The 12,930-nt window shown below is 66.0% G+C and carries 7 protein-coding genes; 4 read left to right on the top strand and 3 right to left on the bottom strand.

Going from position 1 to position 12,930, the window contains the following annotated elements:
• Positions 1-43: 43 nt before the first annotated feature.
• The 3 genes from GTZ97_RS09415 to GTZ97_RS09405 are packed head-to-tail and all read left to right on the top strand — an operon-like array spanning position 44 to position 8,064.
• Positions 44-4,075: a response regulator gene (locus tag GTZ97_RS09415; protein ID WP_161650342.1), complete on the top strand. Its 4,032-nt coding sequence runs from the start codon at positions 44-46 to the stop codon at positions 4,073-4,075.
• Complete coding sequence (locus GTZ97_RS09410) at positions 4,072-6,285, top strand: putative bifunctional diguanylate cyclase/phosphodiesterase (protein ID WP_161650341.1); 2,214 nt, start codon at positions 4,072-4,074, stop codon at positions 6,283-6,285. Before GTZ97_RS09415 ends, GTZ97_RS09410 begins: the two co-directional genes overlap by 4 nt.
• Before the next feature lie 6 nt (positions 6,286-6,291).
• Positions 6,292-8,064 carry a GGDEF domain-containing protein gene (locus GTZ97_RS09405; protein WP_161650340.1) on the top strand — a complete coding sequence of 591 codons (1,773 nt, stop codon included), beginning with the start codon at positions 6,292-6,294 and terminating at the stop codon, positions 8,062-8,064.
• A 43-nt stretch (positions 8,065-8,107) separates the two neighbouring features.
• Here GTZ97_RS09405 and GTZ97_RS09400 read toward each other — a convergent pair whose 3' ends face one another.
• The 3 genes from GTZ97_RS09400 to GTZ97_RS17090 form a co-directional block, all read right to left on the bottom strand.
• The gene (locus GTZ97_RS09400) at positions 8,108-9,604 is read right to left on the bottom strand and encodes an NAD(P)H-hydrate dehydratase (protein WP_161650339.1); all 1,497 of its coding nucleotides are present in this window, start codon (positions 9,602-9,604) and stop codon (positions 8,108-8,110) included.
• 440 nt (positions 9,605-10,044) lie between these two features.
• The gene (locus tag GTZ97_RS09395) at positions 10,045-10,743 is read right to left on the bottom strand and encodes a PEP-CTERM sorting domain-containing protein (protein ID WP_161650338.1); all 699 of its coding nucleotides are present in this window, start codon (positions 10,741-10,743) and stop codon (positions 10,045-10,047) included.
• 881 nt (positions 10,744-11,624) lie between these two features.
• Positions 11,625-12,482 (bottom strand): DUF4238 domain-containing protein, encoded by an 858-nt coding sequence (locus GTZ97_RS17090; protein ID WP_161650337.1) that lies wholly within the window; start codon positions 12,480-12,482, stop codon positions 11,625-11,627.
• A 165-nt stretch (positions 12,483-12,647) separates the two neighbouring features.
• On the opposite strand from GTZ97_RS17090, the gene GTZ97_RS09385 reads away from it, so the two are divergent.
• A partial coding sequence (locus GTZ97_RS09385; protein ID WP_161650336.1) for a recombinase family protein occupies positions 12,648-12,930 on the top strand: 283 nt, incomplete at its 3' end.

The raw sequence follows: 12,930 nt of genomic DNA, 5'->3' as shown, positions 1-12,930 counted from the left end.
CCTCGGCCGCACTGCCCGGCCTGTGTGCCGCAGGAATTCGTCAATGCCCACCCCGTGGATCGTGTTGTACCTGACGATGGCCGCCGCCCTGACCGTGGGCGCCGGCTGGCAATGGGGCCTGGGTGGCGCCGGTCTGACGCTGTCGCTGATGACAGCGGTGGCCATTGGCTACTTGGCACGCACCCGCCTGGAGCCGCCGGTCGACTCCCTCCCGCTGACCAGCACCCCACCGGACACCATCACGCCAACAGCGCCCGTGAGGGAAGCCACCGAGCAGGCCGCCGCTGCACAGCATCAGGCACGCCTGATGGCACTGACCCAGCGCATCGTGGATCTGGCTCAAGGCGCAGGCAGCCTGGCGCAGGCCATGCACCGCATCGGTGAGGCCCTGCATGTGCATCTGGGTTCCCGCGCGTGGATCGGGCTGCGGGTGGAAGGCTGGAACGGCGAGTCGGCGCTGGTGCGCCCATGGGTCGACACCGGCGCGGAAGGCACCGATCTGATCGACGTCACCGCAATTGCGTCAGTCCACCGCGACGACCGGCCGCTGGGTGAAGCCCTGTGCACGCTGCGGCCCACCATGGCCGAACTCGGTGGAGCGCCGGCCGGCTCGTCGCCGTGGCGTGAAACCCGACCGCAGCGTGTGCTGGCCCTGCCGATCGCCGTGGATCGCTGGCCACTGGGCGTGATGGAGTTTGCCGACCCGCGCCAATCGCCTGAGGAGCTTGCCGCCGTGTTGGCCATTGCCGCGGCCCAGTTGGGTTTCGTCGCTCAGCGCGAAGCCCATCTGGCGCACATGGCCAGCAACGCCGAACACCTGGGCCGTCTGGCGCTGGTGGCCACGCGCATCAGCAGCGGGGTGGCCATCACCGACCGCGATGGGGTGGTGGAATGGGTGAACACCGCATTCACAGCCTTGACCGGCTGGCCCGAAGACCGCGTGATCGGTCGTCGCCTGCATGAGCTGTTGGCTGACGAAGAAGGCGACCGTAAGGCGGCCCGCGAACTCCATGAGCAACTGCAGCGCGGCGTGCCTTTCCGTCTCTCTTACGAAGCCAGCCGCAAGGGCCCTCAGACCCTCACCCGCTACTGGGGCGAGATCGACGCCATCCAGATGCTCGACGAAACCGGTGGGCGTGGCCAGTACGTCTGCCTGTTCAACGACATCACCAAACGCAAGAGCCAGGAGCATGTGCGCGAGCAGGAGCGCGAGTTTCTGGAGGCGCTGCTTGGCAACCTGCCGGTGAGCCTGTTCGTGCTGGATCCCGTCAATCTGAATGTCGTGGCCATCAACCGCTACACCGAGATCGAGTTCGGGGTACAGCGCGAGCGTGTGGTGGGACGCTCCATCGAACAGGCGCTCGGCCCCTCGGTGCTGGAGCGTGCCCAGCCCTGCATGCAGCAGGCCATCGATACCGGCGAAACGGTGGAGCATGACCTCAGCTGGGACACGCCCAAGGGCCCTCGCTCGGTGAATGCCCGTCACTTTGCCCTGCGCCACGCCAACGGCCGACCGCGGCTGCTCATCTCGCTGGTGCGCGACATCACCGCGTCGCGCCAGGCGCAGGCAGACCTGGAAGAATCCGAACGCCGGTTCCGTGAGCTCATGGAGTCGATGGACGATGCCGTGTACGTGGCCAGCGCCGACCGACAGGCCTTCCTGTACCTCAGCCCGCGCGTCGAAGCCCTGCTGGGCACCCCGGCAGATCGCCTGATGACCGAGCCGCAGGCGGTGCGGGCCTTGATCACGCCGGAAGACCGGCCGCTGCTGGCCGAGCAGGAGCGCCTGGAGCGCCAGGGGCAGCCGACCGACACACTGTTGCGGCTGGATGTGCCGGGCAAGGGGCAGCGCTGGCTGCGCCACCGCACGCGCACCCGAAAGCTGGACCACGGCGAGTTGCGGGTGTACGGCCTGATGTCGGACATCACTGACGAGCACAACCAGGCGCTCGAGTTACAGCGCGCCCGCGATGCGGCTGAAAGCGCCAGCCAGGCCAAGAGCCAGTTCATGGCCAACATGAGCCATGAGATCCGCACACCGATGAACGGCATCCTCGGCATGACCGAACTGCTGCTGGGCACACCACTCACCGACAAGCAGCGTCGCTTCGCCCAGGCGGTCTACCGATCAGGTGAAAGCCTGCTGGAGATCATCAACGACATTCTGGATTTCGCCAAGATCGAAGCGGGCCGGCTGGAGTTGGCCACCTGCGACTTCGTGCTGCGCACACTCGTGGAGGACACGCTGGAGCTGATGGCGCCCCGGGCCCACGAGAAAGGCCTGGAACTGAGCTTCCGCGAGCAACCTGGTCTGCCCAGCGTCATCCACGGCGACCCGTTGCGCCTGCGCCAGGTGCTGACCAACCTGGTGGCCAACGCCATCAAGTTCACCGAACACGGCGAGGTGGTGGTCGACATCCGCCGCGGCCTGGGCGATGGCATGCTGAGCTCCGACGGCGCCGCCACACCGGCCATCGAGCTGGAATTCATGGTGCGTGACACCGGCATCGGCATTGCCCCAGAGGCGTTGCCTCGCCTGTTCAGCGCATTCGTGCAGGCCAATGGCGGCATGGCGCGCCGTTATGGCGGCACCGGCCTGGGGCTGGCGATCTCCAAGCAACTGGTCGAACTGATGGGCGGTCGCATCGACGTGCACAGCGCGCCGGGTGTGGGATCCGAGTTCGTCTTCCGTGTGCCTGTGCGCGTGGGTGACAGCCATGCCGACATGGCCATGCTGGAAGAGCCCGAGATGCCCTCGTTCAGCGTGCTGGTGGTCGACGACAACGAGACCAACCGCACGGTCATCGAGAACATGCTGTCGGCCTGGGGCATGCACGTCGTCCAGGCGCGCAACGGCCGCGAGGCGCTGGAGTTGCTGATGGCCAATCCGCGTCGCGACGAGGACTTTGATCTGGCGCTCGTCGACATGAACATGCCCGAACTGGATGGCATCGGACTGGCCCGTGCCGTGCGCGGCAGCGGCCGCTACCCGCACCTGAAGATGGTGCTGCTGTCATCGGTGTCGTCGCCGGACGACGTGCGCCGCGCGCAGGAGGCCGGCTTCCAGCGCTTCGTGCCCAAGCCGCTGCGCAAGGCCGAGCTGCGGCAGGCCATTCTTGGCATCTCCGCAGAACTCGGCGGCGAAGGGCAACAGGAGCTGCCGCGCCTGCACAAGCATGTGCTGGTCATTGAAGACAATCCGGTCAACCAGGAAGTCTGCTCGCAGATGCTCAAGCGCCTGGGCTGCGACGTGCGCGTGGCCAGCTCGGCCCTGGAGGGACTGCGCCGTCTTGGCGAAGCCCGTTTCGACCTGGTGCTGATGGACATTCAGATGCCAGGCATGGACGGCATCGAGGCCCTCAACTGGTTCCGCCGCGGCTCCAGCACCCGTTTCACCTTCCTCACCCCGTCGGATACCCCGGTCATCGCCGTGACGGCCAACGCCCTCGAAGGCGACGAACAACGCTTTCTGGATCTCGGCTTCACCGACTACCTCTCCAAGCCTTTCCGCCAGAGCCAGTTGCAGAAGGTGCTGATGGAGCACACCCACGTCGAGCCTCACTTGCTCGGCTCGGCGACACATCCGCAGGCACCCGGGTTGCCCAACCAAGACGAAGCGGCATCACACCCGGCCCCGCAAGCTGTTGCGCCCGGTCCACATCACAGCGCTCCGCAGGCGAACCTGCCCGCGGGTCAGGAGAATCCCGATATGGATCTGCATGCCCTGTTCGACCCCGAAGCCCTGCGTCGTCTCAAGGAGCTCGACCCCAAAGGCGACAACCGCTTGTTCGAACGGGTGGCCAAAGCCTTTGAAACCTCGGTGGGCCGACTGCTGCCGCAACTCGAAGATGCGATTCGTGCAGATGACATGCACGGAATCCTGCATGTGGCGCATACACTGAAGTCTTCTTCGGCCAGCATCGGCGCACTCAAGTTGTCACATTTGTGTGCCGAAATCGAGACCATGATTCGGCGCCAGACAGGAGAAGACTTGAGCTCGCGACTGCACGACCTCCCGCGTGAAGTGGAGCGCGTGCTGCTCGGGTTGCGCACGCTGCTGGAGAACCAGACATGAACCAGCACGCCGCCTTCGCCGGAGACGACCTGATGGAGCAGCCCCGCGTGCTGCTGGTCGACGATGACGAGGTGAACCTGTTGCTGACCTCGATCGCGCTGCGCGAGCGCGGGTTTGCGATCACCGAGGCCAATTCGGGTGAACAGGCGCTGCAACTGATCACCGACTGGCTGCCCGATGTCGTGGTGCTCGACGCCGTGATGCCCGGCCTGGATGGCTTTGCCACCTGCCAGGAGCTGCGCCACCTGCCGGGCTACGAATCGGTGCCCGTGCTGATGCTGACCGGGCTGGATGACGATGCCTCCATCACGCGCGCCTACGAAGTCGGGGCCACCGATTTCTTTGTGAAGAGCAACCAGTGGAGCCTGCTGGCCGGCCGGCTGCGCTATCTGCTGCGCGCCTCGCGCACGCGCCACGAACTCGAGCGCAGCAAGGCCAAACTGGCCCGCGCACAGGATCTGGCGCGCATGGGGAGCTTCGACTGGCGCAGAGGTGCCACCGTGGTGTTCTCGATCGAGGGCTTGCGCGTCTTCGGTCTGGGACCGAACGAAGAACTCAACCTGCGCCGCATCGTGCGCATGATGCCCAAGGAAGACCGACGTGGCTCGCTGCGTATCCTGCGGCAGGTGATCGACCATGGCACGGTGCTGTGCAACGACATCCGCGTCACGCTGGACGACGGTCGCGAACGCATTCTGCATCTCGAGGCCGAGCCGGAGTTCAATGAACTGGCCAGTCTGACGGGCTACACCGGCATCGTGCAGGATGTGACCGACCGCCGCGTGGCGGAAGACAAGATCAAGCATCTGGCGAACTTCGACACCCTCACCGGCTTGCCCAACCGCCGACAGGTGTTCTGGCGCGCTGAACGGGCCATCGAATACGCCAAACGACTCAACCACAGCGTGGCGCTGTTGCAGGTGGGGCTGGACCGCTTCAAGGTCATCAACGAAAACCTGGGACACCACGCGGGCGACGAGCTGCTGATCGAAGTGTCCCGAAGGCTGCGCAACTGTGTGCGCCACTCTGACCAGGTGCTCGAAGGCAGTGCCGACACGCCGGGCCAGCGCACCCACCGTACGCTGGAGGCGGTAGGCCGCCTCGGCGCGGACGAGTTCGTCGTGCTGCTGCCCGAAGTGGCCTGCGAGGCCGACGCCATGACCACGGCCGATGCCATCCTTGCTGCCCTGCGCGAACCCATGATGGCCTCGGGCCAGGAATGCTTCATCACGGCCAGCGTGGGCGTGGCGTTGTTCCCGGCACATGGCCTCAACGTAGCCGACCTGTTGCGCCATGCCGACGTGGCGATGGACCTTGCCAAGAGCCAGGGGCGCAACACCGTCATGCGCTACGACCCCCAGTTGGCCAGCAAGGGTCGCGTACGCCTGGACCTGGATACCGCACTGCACAAGGCCATGGAGCGCAACGAGCTCGTGCTGTACTACCAGCCCAAGATCGATGTGCAGAGTGGCAAATGGGTCGGCGCCGAGGCGCTGATGCGCTGGCAGCGCGACGGCCAGCTCGTGCCACCGGGCGATTTCATCCCACTGGCGGAAGCCACCGGCCTGATCAACGAAATGAGTCTGTGGGCCATCGAGGAGGCCGCGCGCCAGGCCAAGGAGTGGGAGTTGCGGCTGGGCTTCGACGCGTCCATCGCCGTCAACCTGCCCAGCCGGCTGTTCGAACAGGGCGAGCTCGTCGAGAAGATCGAGGCCATCCTGCTCAAGCACGATGTCTCGCCTCGCGCCATCGAACTCGAAATCACCGAAACCGGCCTCATGAAGGACTTGCAAGGGGTCGTGCCTTCGCTGCACCGCCTCAATCAGCTCGGCACCGAGATCTCGATCGACGACTTCGGTACTGGCTACTCGTCTCTGGCCTACCTCACCACCCTGCCCATCAGCGAACTCAAGATCGACCGCTCGTTCGTGCGCGACCTCGGAGACACCCCGCAGAGTTCGGCCGTCGTGTCGGCCATCATTGCGCTGGCCCGCGCGCTGGGCCTGCGGGTCATCGCCGAGGGCGTGGAGAAGGTCTCGCAGATGGAGGTTCTGTACGACCTGGGCTGTCACATCTGTCAGGGCTTCCTGTACGCTCGTCCCATGCCGCCGCGCGAGTTGGAGCAATGGGTGGTCGAGACCCTGGCGCGCCAGACGCTGCCCAGTATCGGCAAGCGCAGCGGCCCCACCCGCGTCCTGCCGCACAACTGAACCAACATGCCTTCGTCACCCGGCGCGTCTCCCACCAAGGATGCCCCTGTGAGCCCGGCCCGCCCGGAAGTGCCTCCGACGCCCGCATTGCTGGCCAAGGCCGCCCTCAAGCGACTGGCCGAAGAGCGCAAGGAACCCACCCCCGATCACTACCGCGCAGCGTATGAGGCTGAGGCCGGTATCGCGCCTTTGCCCGACGCCCACGCGGCCCCATCGGCAAGCGACCCGACTCGGCCGGGCTGGCCAGACGATGAAGCCGGGCCCAAATGGGCTGCGCTGATCGAGCGCATCGTCAGGGGCGCAGAGCGAGGCGGGCGCCAGTGGACGGCTGCACGCAAAAAGGACAGCCTCCAACGGGTGCTCAGCGGCAGCCGCCAGTCTGCCCAACGCCTGCACCAACGACTGTCACAACTGGTGGCCAGTTGGGACAGCGACACCGACGACCCCACACTGATGGACCTGGATGGCTCAGCAGGCGCCATCGCAGCGGACGCGCTGGCCCCGGCGCCGTCCTCTGTGGAACCTGCCGTGGCGCCGGTATCTGATCCCGCGCTGGCAAGCTGGGCGCAACTGGCCAGCCACGCGGTGGCACAGTTGCATCGCACCGTCGGCCAGGCCCTGCCGACGGAGGCTGCGCCCGCTGTCGAAGCAGCCAGCGTGCTGGACACCCGCATCAAACAGCTGCACGCCAGTCAGCCCACGCTGCCGCAAGCTGAACCGGTCAACCCGCTGGCACAGGATCTGAGTGAAGCCTGCGAACAGGCCCGCCGCGTCATCGAGCATCGCCATCACCTGACCACCCAGCTGACCGAACTCGTTCACGCGTTGACTGACAGCCTGGCCGACCTGGCCGAGGACGACTCGTGGGTCCAGGGCCAGTGCGTGGCCATGCGCCACCAGATCGAAGAGGGCCTGAACCATCGCGGCGTGCGCCACGTGCAGCAGTTGCTGGAGACCACGCGCGCGCGCCAGCAGCGGCTCAAGGCCGAGCGCGCCCACGCCCGGGATGCGCTCAAGGCCCTCATTCATACCATGCTGCAGGAGTTGGCCGAGTTGGGCAGCACGACCGACCGCTTTCAGGACAACCTCGGGCGCTACGCCGACACCATCGGGCAGGCTGACAGCCTCGAAAGCCTGACGGGCGTGGTGCGCGAGCTGGTCGAAGAAAGCCGCGCGGTGCAGACGGTTGTGTCGCAGACCCAGCAACGACTGCACACCGAACATGCACGCGCCACCGAGCTCACCGAGCGCGTGCGCGAACTGGAAGACGAGATCCGCAAGCTGTCGGACGAGGTCTCGACCGACCCGCTCACCCAGATCGCCAACCGCCGAGGCATGATGCGCGCCTTTGAAACCGAGCAGGCGCGCGTGGCTCGCCAGGGCACGCTGCTGGCCGTCGGTCTGCTCGATGTCGACAACTTCAAGAAGCTCAACGACCAGATGGGTCACCAGACGGGCGATGAGGCACTGAAGTTCCTCGCTCGGCGCGTCAGCGAGTGCCTGCGGCCGGTCGATGTGGTGGCCCGCTACGGGGGCGAAGAGTTTGTCGTGATGCTGCCCGACACCCCGGCCGATGAAGCCCAGCAGGTGCTGACGCGGCTGCAGCGCACACTGAGCGCGGAGTTCTTCACCCACGAAGACCGCAAGGTGTTCATCACCTTCTCGGCCGGAGTCACGCAGTACCGCAGCGGCGAGCCGATCGAGGCCGCGCTCGAACGCGCCGATGTCGCCCTGTACGAGGCCAAACGCACCGGGAAGAACCGCACCTGCATGGCCTGAGCCGGCCGCCCAGCGCCGGGTTCAGGTCACACAGGCCACACGCTCAGCGCCGATCAGCCAGGCGGCGCAACACGCCTGGCACGGCCTCGGACAGGTCGTCGGCAATCAACCCTGGCCCGAAAGCATGGGCCGCATCCCCATGCACCCACACCGCCGCGCTGGCGGCCTCCCAGGCCGGCATGCCCTGGGCAAGCAAACCCAGGATCAGCCCAGCCAGCACATCGCCCGCCCCGGCCGTGGCCAGCGTGGCGGGCGCGTGGCGGTTGATGCTCGCCCGCCCGTCGGGTGAAGCGACCACGGTGTCCGGCCCTTTGAGCAACACGGTCGCGCCCGTCCAGGCCGCCAAGGCACGCGCGCGGGTAAGCTTGTCCAGACCTGGCTTGATCCGGTCGCCCATGAGGCGCGCGAACTCGCCCTCATGCGGCGTCAGCACCACGGGCCGCTCCGGTAGCGCCCCAATGGCGGCGCGCAGCGCGTCTGCGTCGTGCTCGAACGCCGTGAGCGCGTCCGCATCCAGCACCACGGCGCGACCACTGACCAATGCGGCGTGTACCAACGCCCGCACCCCTGCGCCGTCGTGCCCCCCCAAGGCTCCGGGGCCCACCAGCACCGCGCGGTGGCGCGAGTCGGCCAGCAGCGCGGCCAGACCGACGTCCGGCGCGTCCTTCACCGCATGCACCATGATGCTGTCCAGCGCCGCCGCGTAGATCGCCCAGGCGGATTCAGGCACGCACACCGTCGTCAGCCCGGCACCGATGCGCGCGGCCGCGCGCGCCGCCAGCCGAGGCGCCCCGGTCATGCGTGCGCCGCCCCAGACCACCGCATGGCCGCGATGGTATTTATGCCCGCCTGACGCGGGCGTTGGCCACGCGGCACACCACAAGGCAGGCTGGTTGTCCCAGGCCTGAACGCCCAACTGTGTCAACACGGCATCCGGAAGGCCGATGTCTGCCACCACCAGTTCGCCGCACAGGCTGCGCCCGGGCATCAACGCATGCCCTGGCTTGGCCCGAAAGAAAGTGACCGTCAGCGCGCTCGCCACAGCCCCCGTCACAGCGCCGGTATCGCCCCACACGCCGCTGGGCACATCCACCGCCACCACCGGCAGGCCCCGGCGTTGCGCCTCGGCGAGCACCGCAGCAGGCTGGCCTTCCAGCGGGCGGGTCAAACCGGCCCCGAACAGCGCATCCACCACGAGCGCAGCGCCGTCGAGCACAGACACGGTCAGGGGCTCGACCGCGCCTGTCCACTCGGTGCCCGCCAATCGGGCATCGCCACGCAGCTGGTCGCGCCGCACCAGACTGCTCAGCGTGACGGGCCAGCCGGCCTGTTGCAGCAGGCTCGCCACCACCCACCCGTCGCCGCCGTTGTTACCCGGTCCGCATAGCACCACCGTGGGCCGAGGCGACCAGCGCGCCTGGATCGCGTCGCACACGCTTTGCCCAGCTCGCCTCATCAGCGCAATACCTGGGGTGCCCGACGCCATCGTCAGGGCATCGGCCTGACCCATTTGCGCCACCGTCAGCAACTCGCCTGCCATGCCCTGCCCTCGCCCAACACAATGCACATGACCACAGTGTGCACCGGATGCCAGGCCTCGCCTGCCTGGCTCACGCAGACGCTGATCACGTGCATCCTGTCACGCCTTGCGGCCTCTGTTGCACGCGCAAGCGCACACAGACAGCTGCCCACGTGGCACACTGAAATCGTGGTTGGGTGAGGTGGTCACCACACCACGCGGAGGCCGGAACACGGCCCCAATCGGATGCACGGCCCGCTCGACGGGTCACACAAGGTGCGCTTGTTGCATCCGCCACCGGTGAGGTGGATCCGTCTGTCAAGATGGCAAGGCTCGGGGGGCACCCCACCCGACCAGGCCCGCCGGTGCGGCGGGCCGAACAACGACCCATGACTCGTCACGAGCATGGGTCGTTTTGTTTGTGTGATCTGGCGCGTTTGTCAGGTCACGCGCCAGGCGCTTCAGGCGCGGCGAGCGCGACGCGCTGCGGCCGCCACACCCACCAGCCCCAGGGCCATCAACGCGTAGGTCGACGGCTCAGGGATCGCCGGCGTCAGAGCAGTGAAGCCAATGCCGGCGAGATAGTAGTCTTCCTTCGACTTGAACTTGGCATAGCCGAAGGTGAAGCTGGTGCCGACCAGACCACCACCCAGCGTCACAGGCAGGCCGCCATTGGTGCCAAAGCTGAACTCCTGGAAGGCGCCGCCATTGACCGACACGGTGAAGCCGTCGATGCTGTCGAGCTCGCGCAGCGTGTTGGTGCGATCGTCGGCAAAGAAATACGCCTGGGTCAGCTTGACTGCCGAGCCGAAGGTCAGCGTCAGCGTCTCCTTGTCGGTGTCCAGCGAGAAGTTGCCGTCGGTCACCTTGAACTGACCGCTCTTGTAGTACCCCTCCACCACACCCAGACCGGCGTTGCTGTTGCCTTGGAACACCAACGCGGCGGTGTCGACGTCGGGGCCGTCAGCGGCCGTCACGCGCAGCGTGCCGGCGGAGGTGCCGAAGGTCAGCGCTGCGCCACAGGTGCCCGCCACATTGCCGAAGGGATTCACGCAAGCCGAACCACCGGCGCCGATGACCTGGGTACTGGGCAGGCTCACCAGATTGGAGTTCGTGAACATCAACGTCTCGGCCATGGCCGCAGGCACTGCGAGGGACATGGCAGAGGCGAAAAGCGTGAATGCAAAGCGGGTCATGTTGAGTCCAATGCGTGAACGCGTTAGGGATGACCCGAATGCTATAGGGGGTTCATGACGGCACCAAGGCCCCAAGCCCCCTCATTCGGGCGGCTCCGCCACGCTCGGCTCGGCGAAACCGGCACGATTTCACGCCTAAAAGAGAGCCGATCAACTTGGACTGGCGGGTGCGGTGAGATTCGAACTCCCGCCCTACCCTGCGTTGACCCAGCAAAATCAACGTCTTATGGGGGGGCGCGTGTTCCCCAACTGTCACACCCAAGCGGCACACGTCGAATCTCAAGTTTAACGACGTAGGCCAGGGTGCCCGAAATAATCACCAGGAATTTCCGAGCGGTCTCCCTGATATCGCCCCGGCCGCTCTTCCCCCCGTGCCCCCCCCTCGCGTCTGTGTCGTGGGGCTGGTGCAACGGAGGTGCAATCCGTTCTTCTTCCCTGCTGGTGGACGGGCCGCAGGTGACAACCTGGACCAGAGAGGGCGACGGGACACCACAACGCACCAACGGTCCAACGAGGGGGAGCCCTCCCGGGAGCGGGACCCATGGTCTTTCCATGTCAGGGCCCTCCTAACGGGGCAGCATGGGCATGCGTCGACGTTGACGCGACACCAGAGATACCACCATGCAAGCCACTACCCACACCCACACCGTCCCCGTCCTTGATGGCCTCAGCAGTGCCTGTGCGCATGCCCTGTCTAAGGTCTCAAGGGTCACCGGGGCGGGCCTCTTCTGGCTGGCTGGTGCCCCCACCCTCTGGGGTGCCTGGACCGACCACAGCGGCATAGGCGGGTCACTGACCGTTCGCGTGGGACGGCTTGAACTGGTCGTTGATTGGCGGGACTGACCTTAGGTAGGCCTTCGTAACCTTCGCTCGACCAGGGGCCTTAATGACGAGTCTGCGCCATACACCCAAAGCGCCGCCTGCTCACAGGTCTGCCGATTAATGAGCTTGACTAAGCCGTGATCCGTGACCCGTGCAAGTCGCTCCTGTGTGGCGGGTGAACTATAGGCACAGAAAACCGAGTGTGGCCCCAAAGGCAGCACAAGAAGGAAATCGCGGTCGAGACGCCCAGCATAGAAAAGCGGAACGTCCCCAAGCACAAGGCGAACGGGGGAGCGGGATAAATCACGCACCTCCCAGCGTGCAGCCAGACACGGGGCGTTGAGTACATCGGAGTAAACCAAAGAGGGCAGCGTGAGGACGCCCAGGTCCTCAGGGGACAACGGGTTCAACATCTCCGCCCAGGTCAGCCCCCACGGCCCAAGCTCCTCAACCTCACCGTCTGGGAGCGGTCTGTGCCCCCCGTCAGAGGCAGAAACACCTTTGAGGATATCCACACCACGCGCCCTGATGTAGCTAACGGCGCGGGGCACTCGCAGAAGCTGGGCGACCAAGAAGCGCGACCAGACCTCCCTCTCGTGTGCAGTCAGCGGGCAGACGCCCTCGGTCAGCATCTTCGCGTGGACAAGGGCAGCAGGGTCATCTACAGACGGGCCCCAGAAGTCTCGTTCGATTGATGCATCCATTTCCCCGGCTGACGACCTAACCGAGTACAGGTGCTCCTGAAAGCAAACGCTGCGAGGGGAGCACTCCTCAGCTTTCACCCCCCCGTTGCGCCAACAGAACCGTATGCCCGCGCCATCGGGGCCCGCCCAGCCCCTTAGCAAAAAAACGGGGACGTAGTGGTGCCGCTTGTGAGTCATGGGAAAAGTCTAACCAGCACAAGGCCAGGGCCCAGGATGACTCATAAGTTGTACCTTGTGAGCCAACCAACACAAGCCGCCCCCACATAGCTTAAAACATACTTGACACAACTTATGGGCCTAGCTCATAATTTGCTCATACCTTTTGAACCACAAGGAGCCCCTATGTCCCGCATCGCCTACTTCCGCGTATCGACCACAGACCAATCCATCGCATCGCAACGCACGGCCATGGGCGGAGTGTTCGACAGGGAGTTTGCAGACGAAGGCGTCAGCGGAGCGACCCCCGCGAAGGACCGCAAGGGGTTCGCAGCCCTGCTCGAGTACATCCGGGAGGGGGACTCCCTGCATGTCTACGCCGTGGACCGGCTGGGGCGGGATGCCCTGGACGTGCAAGCCACGGTGCGCCTGCTGCTGACCAAGGGGGTCGAGGTCCACGTGCATGGCC

Origin of the sequence: Aquabacterium fontiphilum (assembly GCF_009909205.1) — a bacterium.
GTDB lineage: Bacteria > Pseudomonadota > Gammaproteobacteria > Burkholderiales > Burkholderiaceae_C > Aquabacterium > Aquabacterium fontiphilum.
Note: the sequence above shows the minus strand (reverse complement) of the source record. Positions and strands in the feature narration are given on the sequence as shown.

What these genes read in the sequence shown, in the direction of transcription:
- GTZ97_RS09415 (WP_161650342.1), top strand. Translation starts at nt 44, where the DNA reads ATGCCCACCCCGTGGATCGTGTTGTACCTGACGATGGCCGCCGCCCTG.
- GTZ97_RS09410 (WP_161650341.1), top strand. Translation starts at nt 4,072, where the DNA reads ATGAACCAGCACGCCGCCTTCGCCGGAGACGACCTGATGGAGCAGCCC.
- GTZ97_RS09405 (WP_161650340.1), top strand. Translation starts at nt 6,292, where the DNA reads ATGCCTTCGTCACCCGGCGCGTCTCCCACCAAGGATGCCCCTGTGAGC.
- GTZ97_RS09400 (WP_161650339.1), bottom strand. Translation starts at nt 9,604, where the DNA reads ATGGCAGGCGAGTTGCTGACGGTGGCGCAAATGGGTCAGGCCGATGCC.
- GTZ97_RS09395 (WP_161650338.1), bottom strand. Translation starts at nt 10,743, where the DNA reads ATGTCCCTCGCAGTGCCTGCGGCCATGGCCGAGACGTTGATGTTCACG.
- GTZ97_RS17090 (WP_161650337.1), bottom strand. Translation starts at nt 12,482, where the DNA reads ATGACTCACAAGCGGCACCACTACGTCCCCGTTTTTTTGCTAAGGGGC.